The organism is Pelodictyon clathratiforme (genome assembly GCF_982375515.1).
The window spans coordinates 199,176-216,925 of record NZ_OZ455102.1 but is presented as its reverse complement, the minus strand read 5'-3'; the positions used below and the strand labels follow the sequence as shown (position 1 = coordinate 216,925).

At 47.5% G+C, this 17,750-nt stretch carries 18 protein-coding genes; 8 read left to right on the top strand and 10 right to left on the bottom strand.

The features are described from left to right. Nucleotides 1–9: 9 nt before the first annotated feature. From AC56AD_RS01125 to AC56AD_RS01100, 6 genes are all read right to left on the bottom strand, one after another. Nucleotides 10–579, bottom strand: a complete 570-nt coding sequence (locus tag AC56AD_RS01125) for a YXWGXW repeat-containing protein (RefSeq protein WP_012507065.1) — start codon at nt 577–579, stop codon at nt 10–12. 175 nt (nt 580–754) lie between these two features. Beyond that, nucleotides 755–901: a lmo0937 family membrane protein gene (locus AC56AD_RS01120; RefSeq protein WP_012507064.1), complete on the bottom strand. Its 147-nt coding sequence runs from the start codon at nt 899–901 to the stop codon at nt 755–757. Between the two features lie 734 nt (nt 902–1,635). Then, nucleotides 1,636–2,613: a winged helix-turn-helix domain-containing protein gene (locus AC56AD_RS01115; protein ID WP_012507063.1), complete on the bottom strand. Its 978-nt coding sequence runs from the start codon at nt 2,611–2,613 to the stop codon at nt 1,636–1,638. Then, nucleotides 2,610–5,996 (bottom strand): chemotaxis protein CheB, encoded by a 3,387-nt coding sequence (locus tag AC56AD_RS01110; RefSeq protein WP_150085541.1) that lies wholly within the window; start codon nt 5,994–5,996, stop codon nt 2,610–2,612. Before AC56AD_RS01110 ends, AC56AD_RS01115 begins: the two co-directional genes overlap by 4 nt. A gap of 123 nt (nt 5,997–6,119) precedes the next feature. Further along, nucleotides 6,120–6,476, bottom strand: coding sequence for a sensor histidine kinase (locus AC56AD_RS01105; RefSeq protein WP_012507061.1), 357 nt, complete (start codon nt 6,474–6,476; stop codon nt 6,120–6,122). A 24-nt stretch (nt 6,477–6,500) separates the two neighbouring features. Continuing rightward, nucleotides 6,501–6,698, bottom strand: coding sequence for a hypothetical protein (locus AC56AD_RS01100; RefSeq protein WP_150085539.1), 198 nt, complete (start codon nt 6,696–6,698; stop codon nt 6,501–6,503). Between the two features lie 403 nt (nt 6,699–7,101). On the opposite strand from AC56AD_RS01100, the gene AC56AD_RS01095 reads away from it, so the two are divergent. Both AC56AD_RS01095 and pal read left to right on the top strand, forming a co-directional pair. Further along, nucleotides 7,102–7,851, top strand: a complete 750-nt coding sequence (locus AC56AD_RS01095; RefSeq protein WP_012507059.1) for an outer membrane protein — start codon at nt 7,102–7,104, stop codon at nt 7,849–7,851. Nucleotides 7,852–7,957: 106 nt separating this feature from the next. After that, nucleotides 7,958–8,422, top strand: coding sequence for a peptidoglycan-associated lipoprotein Pal (pal, locus tag AC56AD_RS01090; protein ID WP_012507058.1), 465 nt, complete (start codon nt 7,958–7,960; stop codon nt 8,420–8,422). A gap of 136 nt (nt 8,423–8,558) precedes the next feature. Here pal and AC56AD_RS01085 read toward each other — a convergent pair whose 3' ends face one another. The 4 genes from AC56AD_RS01085 to AC56AD_RS01070 form a co-directional block, all read right to left on the bottom strand. Next, nucleotides 8,559–9,527, bottom strand: coding sequence for a hypothetical protein (locus AC56AD_RS01085; protein ID WP_041526373.1), 969 nt, complete (start codon nt 9,525–9,527; stop codon nt 8,559–8,561). Continuing rightward, a complete protein-coding gene (locus tag AC56AD_RS01080) occupies nt 9,511–10,419 on the bottom strand; it encodes a DUF58 domain-containing protein (protein ID WP_012507056.1) in 909 nt (302 codons plus the stop codon). Before AC56AD_RS01080 ends, AC56AD_RS01085 begins: the two co-directional genes overlap by 17 nt. Nucleotides 10,420–10,434: 15 nt before the next feature. Beyond that, entirely contained in the window at nt 10,435–11,433 is a 999-nt protein-coding gene (locus AC56AD_RS01075; protein WP_012507055.1) for an AAA family ATPase, read from the bottom strand. A gap of 100 nt (nt 11,434–11,533) precedes the next feature. Then, the gene (locus AC56AD_RS01070; protein WP_012507054.1) at nt 11,534–11,761 is read right to left on the bottom strand and encodes a hypothetical protein; all 228 of its coding nucleotides are present in this window, start codon (nt 11,759–11,761) and stop codon (nt 11,534–11,536) included. Between the two features lie 24 nt (nt 11,762–11,785). Between AC56AD_RS01070 and tsaD the strand changes: the two genes are divergently transcribed. From tsaD to AC56AD_RS01040, 6 genes are all read left to right on the top strand, one after another. Beyond that, nucleotides 11,786–12,838, top strand: coding sequence for a tRNA (adenosine(37)-N6)-threonylcarbamoyltransferase complex transferase subunit TsaD (gene tsaD / locus AC56AD_RS01065; protein WP_012507053.1), 1,053 nt, complete (start codon nt 11,786–11,788; stop codon nt 12,836–12,838). A gap of 77 nt (nt 12,839–12,915) precedes the next feature. Continuing rightward, nucleotides 12,916–13,272: a preprotein translocase subunit YajC gene (yajC, locus tag AC56AD_RS01060; protein WP_012507052.1), complete on the top strand. Its 357-nt coding sequence runs from the start codon at nt 12,916–12,918 to the stop codon at nt 13,270–13,272. Between the two features lie 8 nt (nt 13,273–13,280). Further along, a complete protein-coding gene (carA, locus tag AC56AD_RS01055; RefSeq protein ID WP_012507051.1) occupies nt 13,281–14,384 on the top strand; it encodes a glutamine-hydrolyzing carbamoyl-phosphate synthase small subunit in 1,104 nt (367 codons plus the stop codon). Nucleotides 14,385–14,401: 17 nt separating this feature from the next. After that, complete coding sequence (locus AC56AD_RS01050) at nt 14,402–15,541, top strand: pyridoxal-phosphate-dependent aminotransferase family protein (protein ID WP_012507050.1); 1,140 nt, start codon at nt 14,402–14,404, stop codon at nt 15,539–15,541. Nucleotides 15,542–15,561: 20 nt separating this feature from the next. Then, the gene (locus AC56AD_RS01045) at nt 15,562–16,227 is read left to right on the top strand and encodes a tetratricopeptide repeat protein (RefSeq protein WP_012507049.1); all 666 of its coding nucleotides are present in this window, start codon (nt 15,562–15,564) and stop codon (nt 16,225–16,227) included. 8 nt (nt 16,228–16,235) lie between these two features. After that, complete coding sequence (locus tag AC56AD_RS01040; RefSeq protein WP_012507048.1) at nt 16,236–17,687, top strand: B12-binding domain-containing radical SAM protein; 1,452 nt, start codon at nt 16,236–16,238, stop codon at nt 17,685–17,687. Nucleotides 17,688–17,750: the final 63 nt, after the last annotated feature.

Sequence of the window (17,750 nt, the reverse complement as noted above, 5' to 3'; positions counted from 1 at the left end):
CAAGAGCTCTCATCTGCGGTTTTCATCATGGCGCTGCTGCTCCAGAACTCTACGATTGTTTTCGTCACTGCGCTGCTGCTCCAGGACTCTGCGATTGTTTTCATCACTGCGCTGCTGCTCCAGGACTCTGCGATTGTTTTCATCACTGCGCTGCTGCTCCAGGACTCTGCGATTGTTTTCGTCACTGCGCTGCTGCTCCAGAGTTCTGCGGTTACTGATTTTGCTATACTCGGTATCCCGATACCTCTTGATATCTTCAAGGCGATGTCTTCTTATTTTTCCGGGAAGATTTTTCTCACGAATAACCTTCCACGGTCCACGATAACTGGAAGAACGGTACCATGATCCCTTCTGGTTTATGTAGTAGCGATGGTCGTAATAGACTATATCATAAGGAGTTCCGACTGCTACTGAAAAACCCCGCTCCGGCAAATTGATAAAACTTGGCCGGGAATCAATCACAAACGAGTGATCGTTCAAAGCACGAATCTGTACGTTCACCGCCCCGCGAGCCTCAATAGCGGGAGTACCGAGAAGCATTCCTGCAACGCCAGCAGCAAGCCAAATGGTTTTTTTCATCGTTTTTCTCCTGTTTATATGTTGTTCAGAGTAATGATAGCACCCTTCTGCTGCTGAAATATTCAAGAGCAGATCACTCTCACCATGGTGTCCGGATTTTCCGGTTTTATAAATTTCCCGACCATTCTCCTCCCTTTTTCGCTCACAGCAAAAAACGGAAGCTGCCCCATGGTCATTAAATGCGCCGACCTTGAATGACACGAATGAGAATGACCACAATAGCGAGGACCAAAAGGCCGTGAATAAGTCCTCCCATAGTATACGAGGTGACAACACCCAACAGCCAGAGGACAACAAGAATAATGACTATGGTTTCGAGCATTTTGTTTCTCCATTTAATTAACAAACCTTTTTTCGGAATAAAGTACCATCGTACCATACCTTCACTCCTTGAACTTTAATAAACAAAGCTACCAAACAAATAGTTCATTCATCATTAATTATTTCGGCATTCTTTTATCATCATTATTATACTGATTGCCTGATCAACTTATCTCTGGACATATGTATTTGATACAAAAATCTCTTTAAAAAAAAGAATATTGTTATAGCAAAAACATTGCATTCGATTCTACTCTTAACGGATAATATTGCACAAAGACAACACCACCATATGAAGTAAAATCACGATTTGTAAATCAGAAAACGAAAAAGCACTGACTGAATACTTTTTACTGCACGGCTGTTGAAGAAACAGCCCCCGGGATGAGAATGAAGAAGTTTGCTCCTATACATCCTTCTCCTTCATCACTATACAAAAAAGGAGTGACAACACACAATAACTTTAACAAATAAAGCTATAAAAAGAAAAATAACTTTATTTTTTAAAGAAATAAAAACACAAAAACAGTCCTGCAGTTGTGCTTCCCGACCATCACAAGGCAACGTGACACTCCATGAGGTACAGGGGAACAAAAGAGGGAAATGGAGGTTATGAAGAAGGCTCCAATGAGCTGGAGCCTGAAACAGAGTGGCATGGAAGGCCGAAGAGGTAAACGCAGTTCATTTGGTGCGGGTTACAGAATCAATCAAAACCTGCAACCAATCGTAGCCAGATCAGGTACCAAGAAACGCCATGAGACACTCCTTGTACTGCATAAAGGCGTCGTGACCCTTTGGCGTTATCCTGTAGATGGTTTGCGGCTTGCGTGACTGAACGTCCTTATCGCAACTGATATACTCCGCCAACTCAAGCATCCGCATATGAACGCTTAAATTACCATCGGTTGTCCTGACCTGTTTCTTGATTTCCACAAAGCAAGCCTGCTCAACAACATACAAATAGGAAAGGGCTGCAAACCGTATCCTTGAATGAATGACTTTGTCAAGCAACTGATGGTTAAAGTTGCCTGTGGATTCGCCGCCGGGCTGATCAATTGACTTTGTCCTTCTGGCTTGAATCAAACGCTCCATGAGCGCTTTATTCTCTCGTTCAACCTGCTTTTGCATACTGATGTCCGAAATGACTGCACGGCACTCTTGGCCATCATTACTGACAACAGCATCAATGCGAACCGTACGGCTATGGAGAACATCGGTTGTGCCAGATATGAAAGGATCAAACGAAGAGGAGGTTCCATCACGCTGAAGTATGACTTCACAGGAAGCATGGTCACGGGAGCTGAATACCCGCTCCAGCATAGCATTATATCCCGGAAGATCTTCAGCCAGAATAAATCCTCCCAGACGATCACCAATCAGGTGGGATCGATCAATGCCAATCAGCTTTGAACCACTCAGATTTACCTTTCGTATCACTCCCTCCCGGTCGAGTGTCAGATAGCCAAGCGGAGCAAAGTCATACAGTTCGGTGTAACAATCCAGGCTCTCCTCCAGCTCCAATCTCGTCTGAAGCAGTTCATCCTGCTGCATTTCAAGCTCTATCTGGTATACTGCCAGTTCATGGATAATCCGCTGCATTTCATCAGGGGAAGCGGTAACATCAAGATGTTTTTTCCGGCCTGCAATGAGTTGCGCTTCAGCCTGCCGCCGCAATATGCTTAAATCCACCAACGGTGCTCGTTTCCTTGTCATGAAGGGTTTTCCTCCTGCTTAATTTCCGGACAAGACCGAAAAGATTTGATATCGACAAACGTCATGTAAACCTGAAAAGGTGCTTCCATTCCTGCCTGGAACCATGGCTGTGCATTGATGCGGATCCATCGGCAATGATTGTGTCCGGGTTGAAACACACCGATAATGACTCCCCTGACGGGCTGGGCGGTACGCAATGCGACAAAGGCCGGATGCTCTTCGAACGGAAAATCAGAACCATCTTCCCGAACGATTTTCCAGCGAAGCTCCGAAGAGGTTTTCCCCTGCATCTCTTCACGAGAGAAGCCCAAAATACGTTCTGCCTCTGGATTTACCATAATAATTCTGCCCTTCGCATCAAGAAGTAAAGCACCCTCGGGTATTGCGTCAAACAAAAGGCGAAAACGATCTTCACTCTCTTTCTGGGCCACCTCAGCCTCTTTGCGGGCAGTGTTGTCTGCGGCGACTGTAATCACTCCGATCACGTTACCTCCGGCATCTCTCAGAGGCCTTGCAATGAGTGTATAAAAACTGCGGCAACCGTCGGCCTGCTTCAACATCAAATCCCTGTGCACGCTCTCCCCTGTTGCAATAACTTTTTGCCTGATTTCCATCAGTTCAGCGGCGTTCTGCATCCCAGGAAGCTCCTCATCCCGCATTCCGATTGAAGTTGATGCATGGAACATATGGCGGGGATCATAGAACCAGATATAACGAAACTCCTTGTCAACAGCAGCGACGATAATACCCGAACTTTCAATTGCTGCCCGAAGACGCTCTTCGCTCTCCCGCAGGCTCTCTTCGAGCTTTTTTGCTACACTGATATCACTGAAGGTGATCACCAGACCGACAATGCGGTTTTCTTGTGTTCGGTATGGCATAATCTTCACGCTGAACCAACGCCCATTACTGGCTGAAACCTGTTTTTCACTGTACACAAGAGTATGAAGAACCTCTCGTGCATCATCAGCTAATGCGGGATAATGCAACTCCGTCACAATATCGGTTATGGGGCGTCCTACGTCACTTGCAATCAGTTTGATAATGGCCGCTGTCCGTGTGGTGAAACGGCGAATGTTGAGTGCATCGTCCAGAAACAGTGTTGCAATATCAGTACTGTTCAGCAGGTTTTTCATATCATTGTTGGCCTGCGATAAATCACTCACCTTTGATTGCAGTTCGTGATTAACCGTCTGCAGCTCCTCGTTCATAGACTGCATCTCTTCCTTCGATGTGGTCAGCTCCTCGTTAGTGCTCTGCAATTCTTCGTTGGCCGACTGCATCTCTTCATTGGTTGATTTGAGCTCCTCCTGTGAAGTCTGCATCTCCTCACGGATACTGAGGATCTCATCTCGTGCCTGACTCAATTCCTGCTCGAGCAGTTTCTGCCGGGCTCCACCTCTGTCAACAGAGAGAGCCGGATCCCGTAATGTTCCTCCCACAACCCTTTCGACATCGGAAAACACAATCAAAACCAGACCATGCAAAGCATCCGGCTTTTCCAAAAGCCGGATTGTCAGATTGACAGCCTGTGTTTCTCCGTTCGAGCTGACACTCAGTCCTCTTTTTGTAGCCACTCCTTGTTGACGAAGTGCATTGCCGAACATGAGATTCAGTTCATAGCGAAGCCCTTCGCGTGCCATCGCAAAAATATTCCAGTTGGCTTTTCCTGCCGCCGGTTCAAGATACTTGCCTGTATGGCCGCTGATATAAATGATATCCCCCTTGTCATTGGTCAACACGGCAGCAGGAGTATAATGTTCGAGGAGGAACTGATCTGTCATGGACTGCAGGTTGATGGCTGAGGATTTTGATTTTGGCTGATCAATCGCAACGTCCTGAGGCACAGGCAAGGAGTGCGCAAATGAAAAGGGCAAAGCAAGGGGCTCTGGACGAACTCCGTGGTGAAGCTTGCTGAAAAGCCGTGTTTTACCATCAATCGGTTTAAAAAGAGAGGTAAATGAACCAAGGCTCTCGGCACTTCCCAGAAAAAGAATGCCTCCAGGATTAAGAGTGTAATGAAAAAGTGGAAAAAGCTTTTTCTGCAGCTCCGGCTCCATATAGATCAGCAGGTTTCGGCAAACCAGAATATCGAGCTTGGTAAAAGGGGGATCCATGATCACATTCTGCGGCGCAAACACTACCGTTTCACGGATCTCCCGCAATATTCTATAGCTATTATTGTCGCGCTCAAAGAAACGCTGCAGCCTTTCAGTTGAGACTTCTGCCGAAATGTTCAAGGGAAAGCATCCTGTACGGGCTTTGTCGATAGCATCTTTATCCAGGTCAGTTGCAAATATCTGCAATTTGAAATTCCCGAGAGGTTTGACCGATGCAACAGCCTCCTTAAATATAATTGCAAGGGAATAGGCCTCCTCACCAGAAGAACAACCTACCACCCAAGCCCGCAAAACACCACCAGCCGGATGAGCAGCAAGCAGGGCTGGAATTGCCTTCAGTTTCAAAATTTCCCACACTGCCGGATCGCGGAAAAAACTGGTTACCCCTATCAGAAGTTCTTTGAAAAGCAGATCAGTCTCATGGGGGTTTTCCTGCAAAAAGCGAACATAGTCAGCTATTTTTTCAATCTGGTGAATACCCATGCGTCGCTCAATGCGGCGATAGATCGTGCTTTTTTTATAGAGCGAAAAATCCTGCCCGGTATGGGTTCGCAAGAGTATCACCACTTTTTCCAGACCGCTTAACGCTCTCTCTTCCAGCGGAGGATCCTGTTGTAAGGGTAATAATGGAAAATGCCGCAGATAGGTAATAATTTTAGCAGGAAGCTCCTCAACGGGAGCAATAACATCAACCCTGCCAGCCTCAATGGCACTTCGAGGCATTCCGTCAAACTTGGCCGAAGAGGGTGCCTGCACAAAAACACCTCCACCATTCTCTTTTATAGCACGCAAGCCATGGCTTCCATCGGAGCCCATTCCAGAGAGAATGACACCGATACTCTGCTGTTGCAAATCATCTGCAAGTGAGCGAAAAAAGAAATCAATAGGCAAACGAAGCCCTCGAGGCTCTACCGGAGCAAGCAGATGCAATACTCCGTGCAGCAACGACATGTCCTTGTTTGGAGGAATAACATAGACATGGTCTGGCTCAATTTTCAGGCGATCTCTCACCTGAACGACCGGGATATCGGTAACCCGCTGCAGCAACTCCACCATAATCCCCTTGTGAGTAGGATCAAGATGCTGAACAATCACAAAGGCGATACCGCACCGGGAAGGAACATTTTTCAGAAAAATCTCCAGTGCCTCCAATCCTCCTGCTGAAGCACCAATACCAACAATAGGAAAACAATTATTTGCAGCCTTCAGGGTGACCCCATCAAGCTTTTTTGCCTTAAGGTTGCCGGAGGGTTCTTTCGTCATGATCCTCATCAATTTAAGAGCGTATACCATCGAAAACACGAACAAATAGAGCGCATAACATCACTTTACATATTCACAATTGTCACCTTACTATCAAGCGTCACACAAATTTCACAGGCAAGATCAGGACGAGAGAATGGTTTCGCCATCAACCAGCTCCTCGAACGACTCTTTTGCAGGTGAACTCCCGTGAACTTCAACACAACACCTCGGTATATATATTTCAAATGTCGTTCCTTCCCCATCCCGACTGAATACCTCGATAAAACCGTTATTCTGTCTGACAATGCCGTGGACCGTTGAAAGGCCAAAACCGCTGCTCTCCGTCATGGGCTTTGTGGTAAAAAACGGCTCAAATATCGACTTAATCGTCTCCTTGTCAATGCCTCGACCATTATCACGTACAACCAACTGAACATACTCTCCGGGAAGAGCTTCTGAATGGCTCCGACAATATACGGCATCAAGAACAAGCGCCACAAGAAAGCAATAAAATAGTATTTATTAATGCAAATAGTAATGAATTCCTATGGCGCCGTTGACATTGAGATGCACATCGGGTGTTACATCGAGTACAGGAGCTATTTCAGCAAACAAATCCACCGGAACATCAGAGAAGAGACAGGTGACACCTACCCCCAATTCCTCCCTTGCGTATGCCCTGGGCATAACCGAAAAGAGTAACAGGGAAACAACAGTCACTATTTTGCTGACTTTGATTACGTTCTTCTTGTTATTCAATGATAGCACTTTTTGCGTTATTGATTAGCAAACATATGATTGATGTATTCCCGGCAATGAGCAGAAAATTAGCCGCAGATAAATAATAAAACTTCTTTTTACTGCAACAAACTATAATCCTTATACTTCAATACAGGCAACGCACTTTAGCAAACAATGCTACAATACAAAAAGTTCATTCCGCAAGAACTCTTTTCAGTAGTACTATACACCTGTATTCATCAATATCACAATGAACTCTTTTTACAAAAAAAAGCAATAAAGAACGAAATAAATTATTTCTTTATAAAATAAAGCTTATCATAAAACGATAACTTTTTTTCTTTTCTATTGGCACTAACCCAAAATAATCATGGAGAACACAATGAAAAAAACGCTCGCACTTCTCGTACTCCTGGCTGTAACAGGTGTTGCAAGTACCCCTGTACAAGCTGCAACCCACTACATAAGCGGTATGGGCGGCATTTCACGAATGAATAACATGACACCTGAAGAGTCCTATCAGGGCGCTGGAGGCAATAGCAATTCTAATTTTGACCTCGGTTCGGGTGTCAACGCACTGGGAGCTATTGGCTGCGATTATGGGAACTACAGGCTTGAGGGCGAAGTCGGCTATCAGCAGAACACATTGAAGTCCGGCATCAGCAACATGGATAATGTATTACAGTATTATCCACAGGAGGGATCGCGCTATGACATGAGGGGTGATGTTTCAACACTGTCATTGATGGGTAACGGTTACTACGACGTGCACCTCGGCGGTGGGGTTGATTTCTATGCTACGGCTGGCGTTGGTATTGCCCAAGTTTCATTTCATGATATGAATTTCTCATATAACTACGATCCAGTAACCAATGCCTTATATGATAATCCGAATCCGGGATATAACGATCACGCAACCACCCTTGCCTATCAGCTTGGTGCAGGCCTTGCTTTTCCTCTGTCCCAGAACGTTAAGCTGGATCTCCGCTACCGCTATTTCGCAACAACGGACTTTACCTATACAAATGACTGGGTTGACGCTTCCAGCAGCAGCAATACGCCGGTCGCCTCAGGAATAAATAGCAACATTGTCAGTCACAGTGCTCTGCTTGGTCTGAGAGTCGAGTTCTAAAATTGTCGATTATTTCACGTAACACAGGATCTCCGACGCTCCTGTGTTACACTTTTTTTCAGGACTTGATCTGAAAACCAGCTCTTACAATTACCAGGAGAATCCAATGAAATCTTTAATGAGAAGTCTGTTTATTCCAGCCATGCTCTTTCTGGGGGCTTGCTGCTGTGGGGAAGATGTCGTCGTTGCTCCAGCAGCAGCACCACCACCGCCACCACCACCGCCGATTCAGATAATTTTGCCTGGCCTCGGTGATCTTTTCTATGATTTTGATAAATCGGATCTTCGAGCGGATGCCGTCGAACAATTGAAGACGAATGCCAACTGGATGCAGGTTTTCAAAAATAACAGTGTTATCATCGAAGGCCATTGCGATGAGAGAGGTACCAATGAGTATAATCTTGCTCTTGGTGAGCGCCGTGCAAACAGTGCCCGGAATTACACCATTAATCTTGGTATTGATCCTGTCCGCCTGAAGACGGTCAGTTATGGGGAAGAAAAACCGTTTGCCACCGGCAGCACTGAGGAGGCTTGGGCTCAGAACAGAAGAGCTCACTTTGTTGCTGAATAAAATGGTATTACACAGGAAACAACAAGGGGATGCCAAAAACATGCATTCCCCTTGTTTGTATTGATACGACGCACTGACAGAACTCTTGTTGCGGATACCTTCAGGAAGCCTTCCCCCTAAAGAACAGATACCGGATTTATCCTTCAGCTTTTGACGATCGGGCAGAACGAATTACCTCTGATGCTTTGTTGAGTGACTGGCGTGACTCTTCAGCATCTGGACGGCTGTCGGCAAATTTGACGAGATCAGCCTGTTTAAGCAGATTCATGATACTTTCAAACCCGGCAACACCGAGCTTTTTCAAATCACGCTCAATCTCTTGCGTTACGGCTTCAAGTGCGCTGATACGATAGTGGTTTTCAAGAAAGGTGCGCATAATGTTGCTGAGTTCTTCATAGCATTCGTGCGGTGGCATTCCCGCTGAAAGACTTGATCCAAGTTTTTTGAGCTTTCGCTGGGCAACCTGTCCGGAATCGATCCTCTCCGCACTGTTACGTACAGTGCGTTTGAGCAGAAAAAGCAACAAAAGTACCATGCCTGCAATACCAAATGCTCCAAAAAAGAGCCCCATGATCAAAACAGAGGGAATCGAGGGTTTCAGGGGTGGCTTAATAGGCCTGAGTTCTCGCATTGAAGAGTCGGTGAGCGCTCGAACAAAAAGAGTGGTCGCTGGCCTGTAGTTTATTTTTTGAGCGATTTTTCCTTTTGTATCTCGAATCACCACCGTAAAGGATGGAATAGATTGGTGACCGGCACCAAACACACCAAATTCAAACGCAAACAAATCTTCTGCCGCACCGGAAAAAGGGGTAGTAGCCACATGTTTACGACTGATCAATTCGAAGGGCTGTTCAGCCGAAGTGCCACTTCTGTCAAACCCTTCAAGTGAAGCAACCTCTTGCTCCGAATGGCGGACCCTGATGGTATAGTGCATGCGATCGCCAACAAGAACCGTGTCGGGATTAACCTTCACGGTGATTGTGGGCTGAACCGTTTCCGCTGCAGAGGAAAAGGAAGAGGAAAGTACCATCAGGAAGATGAAAAGCGGCAAAAAAGGAAGCCACTTCCGGAGCCCGACCCTGTATCTTTCAAACCTTGCGTTCACGGTGCTGAAAAAATGAGTTGAGATCACCAATAAACGAACGATCGGTATCAAGAAACAGCGAATCAATACGCATGCGCCGAAGGCGGTGACGAAGTTCCTCATAATGTTTGCACTGCACACTCCGATAATGCTCTATTTCGCGACGGCTTCCGCCATCAAGCGTAAGTCGCATACCGGTTTCAGGCTCTTCGATATCGAGCAGACTGCTAAGGGGAAGGGCCTTATCGAGCGGGTCACTGATATGCACAAGAATAAAATCGTGACGGGTATTAAGAAGCTTCATACCTTTTTCATAGTCGCTGTCCACCAGATCCGTCAAAAGAAAAATGATTTCCTGCCGCTGGCGGGTATAACGAACAAAAGAGAGGGCTGCGTTGATGTTGGTGGCAGAGTTCCCTGGCTTCATCCGAATAAGTTCTTCGAGAATCACCAGCACATGATGGCGCCCCTTGCGAGGTGGAATATAGGTTTCAACACGATCAGTAAAGACAAGAAGCCCAACCTTATCATTGTTCTGAAGGGCGCTGAACGCAAGGACGGCACTCACTTCAAGAGCAACCTCCTTTTTACTGTGCTCCCGGCTGCCGAAAAGCATTGATGCCGATGCGTCAACAACAAGCAATAAACTCCGTTCGCGCTCCTCGGTAAAGAGTTTGACATATAATTCATGTTTTCGGGCAGAGGTATTCCAGTCAATAGAGCGGACATCATCGCCATACTGGTACTCACGCACATTACTGAACTCAATACCTTTTCCCTTGAACGAGGAGTGATATTCACCGCTGAACAGTTCGCTGGCCATCCGCTTTGAGCGGATTTCAACCCGTCTTATAATATTCTGAAGTTCCTTCAGATGCTCTTCACTCTTTTCCACACTCTTCTCCGTGCTCATGTTCGTCCGCCAACGTTATGGAACCTGCACATGCTGCAATATCTGGCGGATAATGTCGTCCGGCTTGATGTTGTCGGCCTCGGCTTCGTACCCCGGTCTGATACGGTGGCGGAGGGTATCGTAGGCAATGGTCTTTACATCCTCCGGTGTTATATAGGGGCGATGCTGCAGGAATGCATGGGCTTTGGCCGCAAGAAGCAGAAATATCGAGGCCCTGGGTGATGCGCCATACTCAATCATGGCTTCAAGCTCAGCCATGCCATACTGCGCCGGTTTTCTGGTAGCAACAACAAGATCGACAATATAACGCTGTACCCTTGGATCGACATAAATTCTATCGATCAAGGCTCTTGCCCTTGAAATATCGTGAGGCTGGACAACCGGTATGACCGGCAACTCGCTGACTGTGGTTGCCGACTGCAACATAATCTCAAGTTCCTCGTCGTATGAGGGATAATCCACAAGAACCTTCATCATAAACCGGTCAACCTGAGCTTCAGGAAGAATATAGGTACCTTCGTGCTCAATCGGGTTTTGGGTCGCCAGTACCATAAAGGGTTCCTGCAGAGGGAAAGTCTGGCTGCCAATCGTTACCTGATGCTCCTGCATGGCTTCAAGAAGCGCAGATTGTACTTTTGCTGGAGAACGGTTTATTTCGTCAGCAAGAATAACGTTGGCAAAAACCGGCCCCTTTCGGGGATAGAACTCCATATCTTTTGGATTGTAAATCATGGTGCCGATAAGATCGGCAGGCAACATATCCGGGGTAAACTGGATACGCTGGAACTTCAGGTTCATTGCAGCGGCAAATGTCCTGATAATAAGTGTTTTGGCTAATCCGGGAACCCCCTCAAGCAAAATGTGGCCATTGACCAGCATTGCAATAAAGATCCTGCTGATCACCTCGTGCTGACCAATAATGCGCTGCGAAAGCTGCTCCCTTGTTTTTTCAAGAAAACGGGAGGCCTCCGTTATCTGCTCTCCAAGCTCCTCCAGTTCTACTGCATGTTGCATCGTAAATCCTCCTGCGTAAACTCTGTTAAGGAAACGGTTCCCGGTTTGGTAGAGCCTTCCGGTTCCCTCATTGGGCTGTGCCGGAAATACCACATCATCTTCAAATTTTCTTCATAAAACCCCTGAATCCCAGAATCAGCAGTGCAAACCCAATAGCCGTCGCTGACCATGTGTAGAGATCGGGGATATAGAGCATACTGTTAAGAAGACCGAGATCAGGAGCCATAAGAAGCATAATGTTTGCTCCGACAAGGATCAAAAGCACATGGAAAGCGCTTACCTTCTCACGCTGTTTGCTATTATTGCCTGGATTGTTAGCTTTGCCCATAACCTATACTGAAATAAGGATACCATGAATATTTTAGGCATAGAAACCAGTTGTGACGAAACATCGGGAGCCGTGCTTTGCAGCGGACAGGTGCGCTCGAATGTTGTCAGTTCCCAGCGCTGTCACGCACACTTTGGCGGTGTTGTACCGGAACTGGCTTCACGTGAACACGAACGGCTTATTGTTTCAATTGTGGACGCTGCCGTAACTGAGGCCAATATAACAAAAAATGATCTGGATGTCATAGCCGCGACCGCCGGTCCGGGCTTAATCGGCGCCGTCATGGTCGGACTCTGTTTTGCCCAGGGCATGGCGTATGCGCTCCAAATCCCTTTTGTCCCGGTCAATCACATCGAAGCCCATATCTTCTCTCCCTTTATTCAGGAGGATCCTTTCCACTCCTCCCCTGAAGGCGCTTTTGTGTCGCTGACAGTTTCCGGCGGCCATACCCTGCTCTCCGTTGTTGAGCCTGATCTCTCCTACAGCGTGATCGGTCGAACGCTCGACGATGCCGCTGGAGAGGCGTTCGACAAAACCGGCAAGATGCTCGGCCTCCCCTATCCGGCAGGCCCGGTAATTGACAAACTGGCAGAAAAGGGAGATCCCGCTTTCCACCTCTTTCCACGAGCGCTCACCTCAAAATCGCAGACCAGTAAAAACTACCTCGGAAATTTTGATTTCAGTTTTTCCGGCCTGAAAACCTCCGTACTCACCTGGCTGCAAAAACAGAGCGCTGAATTCATCGAACACCATAAAGCCGATATTGCCGCATCCATCCAGTATGCCATCGTCAGCGTACTGGTTGAAAAAACCATTGCAGCAGCGCGAAGCAGAGGTATCAAGAGTGTTTCAATTGCCGGAGGAGTCAGTGCAAACTCAGCATTACGAAGAGCCATGAAAGAGGCTTGCAAGAGAGAGGGCATTACGCTCCATGTTCCGGGGACTGTCTACTCAACCGATAATGCCGCCATGATCGCTACCCTTGCCGCACTTAAACTCTCACGGGGCATGAAGGCTGAATGCTGCTACAATATCGCGCCTTACGCAAGCTTTGCCGCTGGCTCAAGGATGGCATGATTGAAATAGTTCCATAAATACATTACATTACTGAGCAGAAAAAAACCGTTACGTTTTTTTAAAATCACGACAATACCATGCATAACTTCATACAGCCACTCCTCCTCTTTGCACCACCCGTAGCAGGACAGGCGGCGCCAAATCCGCTCATTCAGATTGTCCCCCTGGTTCTTATCTTCATTGTATTTTACTTCTTCATGATCCGTCCCCAGCAAAAAAAGCAGAAGGATCGTGAAAAAGTTCTCGACAGCCTGAAAAGAGGCGACAAGGTTGTCACCATAGGCGGCGCTCATGGTACCGTTGCCGGAATTGACACGGAAAAGAAAACCGTTCTGGTCCAGGTAAGTGAGACCACAAAAATCAAGTTCGACCGTACCGCTATTGCCAATATAGAAAAACAGGAAACCAGCGATAAACTCACGACCAAGGAATGAGAAGCAACATGCAACCAACAGCAGCAAAATTGGTCCTGGAAAATGGTTCAGTCTATCATGGAACCGCGTTTGGTCACATCGGAGAAACAACTGGCGAGGTGGTTTTCAATACATCGCATACCGGATACCAGGAAATTCTCACCGACCCATCCTATGCCGGCCAGATGGTGATGATGACCTATCCGCTGATAGGAAACTACGGTATCAACCCGACGGATAATGAATCGGAAAAAATATGGGCTTCGGCTTTCATTGTCCATGAAGTGTCGCGCGTTCACAGTAACTTCGAAGCCACTGAAAGTCTTGACTCCTGTCTCAAAAGAGCTGGTGTAATGGGTCTTGCCGGTATTGATACCCGCAAGCTTGTACGCGAAATCCGTGAAAAAGGGGCCATGAGAGGCGTTATTTCCGCCCTTGAAACAGACGACGAAAAGCTGAGAGAGACAGCGCTTCAAAGCCCTGAAATGAGTGGCCGTGATCTGGTCAAAACTGTTACAGCCAAAGAAAATTATACCCTTGAAAAGGAGAACGCCCGCTATCATGTAGCAGCACTTGATTACGGCATCAAAACCAATATCCTGCGCATGCTGCAAGATGCAGGGTGCCGCATAACAGTTCTTAAGGCCGGAACATCCGCTGATGAGATAATCCAGCTTAATCCGGACGGAGTTTTTCTCTCAAACGGACCTGGTGACCCTTCAGCCGTCGGTTATGCAATCGAGACCATCAAACAGCTTGTCGATTATAACCGCACGACAAAGCCATTACCGATTTTCGGTATCTGCCTTGGTCACCAACTGCTTTCGCTGGCGTTCGGCGCAGAAACCTACAAGCTGAAATTCGGCCACCACGGCAGCAATCACCCGGTTAAAAACCTCGCCAGCAACCAAATAGAGATAACCTCACAAAATCATGGTTTTGCTGTAGAGATGGAGTCACTGCCCGATGAGCTTGAAATGACTCACCTCAACCTTTATGATAATACCGTAGAGGGTGTAAAACACCGGCATCTACCCTGCTTTTCGGTGCAGTACCATCCTGAAGCCGCTCCTGGACCACACGACTCCCATTACCTCTTTGCAGAGTTCACCTCACTTATGGATTTAACGTAACCCATTCTTCTGAAGAGATGAAAAAAAGACTATTTACACCAGGGCCAACCCCTGTGCCAGAAAATGTCATGCTTCGCATGGCCGCACCGATTATCCATCACAGGAACCCCGAGTTCATGGAGATTCTGACCAGGGTTCACGCCGATCTCAAGTATCTGTTCCGAACAACCCAGCCTGTTGTTGTGCTCAGTTGTTCGGGGACTGGCGGCATGGAAGCAACAATTTCGAGCATCTTCAAACAGGGCGACAAGGTCATTACCATCAATGCCGGCAAGTTTGGCGAACGTTGGGGAGAACTGGTACGCGTCTTTACCGGAAATTGCGTTGAGGAAAAGGTGGCATGGGGTTCCGCCATTCAACCAGAAAGAATGGCAGAGCTGCTCAAGGAGCATCCGGACGCAAAAGCTGTCTGCCTTACCCATTCGGAAACCTCAACGGGCACGGCTGCTGATATCAAAACACTCAGTGCACTGATCCGTGAAGAGTCAGACGCACTGGTGCTGGTTGATGGCATTACTGCGGTCGGGGCACATGAGTTCCATTTTGATGACTGGGGCGTCGATGTCTGCATCACCGGTTCACAGAAAGGACTGATGATGCCACCGGGGCTTGCGCTGGTAGCCATATCCGAAAGAGCCCAGGATATCATCAAGGGCCAAAGCGGTATGCCACAGTATTACATGAGCCTGAAAAAAGCCCTGAAAGCCCATGCTGGCGACGACACTCCTTTCACTCCGGCTGTTTCGCTGGTAATCGGCCTTGATGAGGCATTGCAGATGATCAAGGCTGAAGGGATTGAAAATATCTGGAAACGGCACGAAAGCCTTGCCAATGCTTGCCGTCAGGGATGTAATGCGCTTGGCATGAAGCTCTTCAGCAACTCCCCGTCGTTTGCCGTTACTCCCGTATGGATCCCTGAAGGGGTAAAGTGGTCGGCATTCAACAAAGCGCTGAAAAACAGCAATGGCATAACCGTTGCCGCTGGTCAGGATGAGTACAAGGACAAGATTTTCCGTATCTCTCATCTTGGTTTCTACGATGAGCTCGACATGCTGACCGTCATCGGTGGGATTGAACGTGCGCTGAAGGAGATCAACTTTGATTTTGAAATTGGCGCGGGCGTCAGCGCTGTACAAAAAGCATTTCTTGGCAACTAAGCCACGAAAGCGCTTTTGCCATGATGCTGCTGCACACACTCCTGCTTGTTTTTGCTCTCGCACCTTCAATGCAGGAGATGCTGGGGGAGTATCGTTTACGACTCAAAGCCGATGCATTCTATGAACGGCACGCTTACAGCCGGGCAGAAACCGTTTATCGGGAGCTGGCAGCCCTTCCTGAACAAAACGAGAGGGGGGTTGCCAGCTTCAATCTTGCCTGCGCCCTCTATATGCAGGGAAAATATCCTGAAGCCGCAACACTGTTTGCTCTCAGATCAAAAGCTGAGGGCAGACAAAAAGAACTCGGCGTGAAAGCGATATTCAATGAAGGCAACACCCTCGCAATGAAAGCTATCGGAAGCAACGGAAAAGCAGAAAAAAAGATACTTTTCCGCCAATCGCTCAATCGCTTCAAAACGGTACTGTTAACTGATCCTGATGAGGGTGATGCAAAAATCAACTATGAAATTGTCCGCCGTTACCTTTATGAACTTGAGCAATCCGAGCACCCCTCTTCATCCAGCTCCGGCAAAAAAAGCGCCTCTCCACCGCCCTCGGGTATCAGCAATGATAGTGCTGAACGTCTGCTTGACCATGCCCGGCAGGATGAAACTGCGCTGATGCGGCACCTCCCCCTGAGAACAAAATCGACTGCGCAGGGTAGCAAAAATAATCGGGACTGGTAGCATAGAGCATGCCGAGACAAAAAAATGTTCTGCTGGTTTTTCTTCCATCGGAAAGCGGTGTTGATGGTGCCCGTTCTCTTTACGACGAGAAAAGGAGCAACCCTCTGTTACGGAGCTTCAACCACTCACTCAGAAGCTTGATCAAACAGAGTCAGTTTGCTATTCCACCGCTCTCGCTCATGATCCTGAGCTCTCTTGACGTACCGGGAGTCGAGCAGTCGATCTGCGACATGCGATTCGAGGAATTTCCCTTTGATAAAACATGGGATCTGGTAGGCATAAGCGTCCAGACAGGAATGGCAAGAAAAGCGTTCACTCTTGCCGATCAACTCCGTTCCAGAGGAATTGCAGTTGTCCTCGGAGGCGCACATGTAACGCTCTTCACCGACTCCTGCAAACCCCATGCAGATGTTCTTGTACTTGGAGAGGCTGATGACCTCTGGAAGGAGGTACTGACCGACCTCACAACAGAGAGACTCAAACCGCTCTATCAATCCGCCAACTTTCCCGATCTCAACATCTCAAGGCCTGTCAGTAAACGATCACTGGTCAAAAACCGATACTTCACCACAAACCTTATCCAGACAGGAAGGGGGTGCCAGTACAACTGCGACTTCTGCAATGTGCATCTCCTGAACGGCCATACTCTCCGCAGAAGAGCAATTGCTGACGTTGTCAGTGAAGTTGAACGCTTTAAACTTCATGACCAGAGAATATTCTTTTTTGTTGATGACTCCATAAACGCCGATCCCCTCTATGCCCAGGAACTTTTCCGGCAACTCATCCCCCTCAAAATCCGCTGGTTCGGACAATCCACAACCACCCTCGGCCAGCAGCATGAACTGCTTGAAACCTTCGCCCGTTCTGGATGCCAGGCTCTCCTGGTTGGTATTGAGAGTATCGAAGCAAAAAGCCGACATGCACATAAAAAAAATCAAAACCGGGCGGGTGAACTTGTCTGCGCAATTAAAAATATCCGGGAAGCAGGAATCAGCCTTTACGGCAGTTTCATTTACGGTCTCGACGGCGACACGCTCGACACTCCGGCCGCAATCCTTGATTTCATAAACCAGACAAAGCTCGACGTTCCCGGCATCAATATTTTGCGCCCCATTCCTGGGACAAAGGTTTTCGAACGACTCCGCGAAGAGGGACGACTGCTGTTCGATCCCCTTGATGTTACCGCATATCGTTATTCGTTCGGCCAGGAGATGCTTTACCAGCCAAAAAACATTCCTCTCGACGCCTTTGTCGAGAGCTATTCACTCCTTACACGACAAGTGTTCAGCATCAAAAATGCCCTTATCAGAGGCGTGAGAGCTCCACAAGCAAAAAGTGCCGTGATGCTCTTCAATCTCTTCTACGCCCATCTCTACAGACTTTCCCGCCACGATTTACAGCAACAGATGGAAAAAAAACATACAAAAAAACCATTTTGCCATACGCCGAATAATTTTTAAACTGTCTGTCATGATTTCTGAACCACACCCGGCACAACAATCAAAACCTGTTTCAACAATGAC

Excerpts from the sequence above, each read along its gene's own strand:
- carA (WP_012507051.1), top strand. The coding sequence starts at position 13,281 with ATGCAACCAACAGCAGCAAAATTGGTCCTGGAAAATGGTTCAGTCTAT.
- AC56AD_RS01095 (WP_012507059.1), top strand. The coding sequence starts at position 7,102 with ATGAAAAAAACGCTCGCACTTCTCGTACTCCTGGCTGTAACAGGTGTT.
- tsaD (WP_012507053.1), top strand. The coding sequence starts at position 11,786 with ATGAATATTTTAGGCATAGAAACCAGTTGTGACGAAACATCGGGAGCC.
- AC56AD_RS01075 (WP_012507055.1), bottom strand. The coding sequence starts at position 11,433 with ATGCAACATGCAGTAGAACTGGAGGAGCTTGGAGAGCAGATAACGGAG.
- AC56AD_RS01125 (WP_012507065.1), bottom strand. The coding sequence starts at position 579 with ATGAAAAAAACCATTTGGCTTGCTGCTGGCGTTGCAGGAATGCTTCTC.
- AC56AD_RS01120 (WP_012507064.1), bottom strand. The coding sequence starts at position 901 with ATGCTCGAAACCATAGTCATTATTCTTGTTGTCCTCTGGCTGTTGGGT.
- AC56AD_RS01040 (WP_012507048.1), top strand. The coding sequence starts at position 16,236 with ATGCCGAGACAAAAAAATGTTCTGCTGGTTTTTCTTCCATCGGAAAGC.
- AC56AD_RS01110 (WP_150085541.1), bottom strand. The coding sequence starts at position 5,996 with ATGACGAAAGAACCCTCCGGCAACCTTAAGGCAAAAAAGCTTGATGGG.
- AC56AD_RS01050 (WP_012507050.1), top strand. The coding sequence starts at position 14,402 with ATGAAAAAAAGACTATTTACACCAGGGCCAACCCCTGTGCCAGAAAAT.
- AC56AD_RS01080 (WP_012507056.1), bottom strand. The coding sequence starts at position 10,419 with ATGAGCACGGAGAAGAGTGTGGAAAAGAGTGAAGAGCATCTGAAGGAA.
- AC56AD_RS01070 (WP_012507054.1), bottom strand. The coding sequence starts at position 11,761 with ATGGGCAAAGCTAACAATCCAGGCAATAATAGCAAACAGCGTGAGAAG.
- AC56AD_RS01045 (WP_012507049.1), top strand. The coding sequence starts at position 15,562 with ATGATGCTGCTGCACACACTCCTGCTTGTTTTTGCTCTCGCACCTTCA.
- AC56AD_RS01115 (WP_012507063.1), bottom strand. The coding sequence starts at position 2,613 with ATGACAAGGAAACGAGCACCGTTGGTGGATTTAAGCATATTGCGGCGG.
- pal (WP_012507058.1), top strand. The coding sequence starts at position 7,958 with ATGAAATCTTTAATGAGAAGTCTGTTTATTCCAGCCATGCTCTTTCTG.
- yajC (WP_012507052.1), top strand. The coding sequence starts at position 12,916 with ATGCATAACTTCATACAGCCACTCCTCCTCTTTGCACCACCCGTAGCA.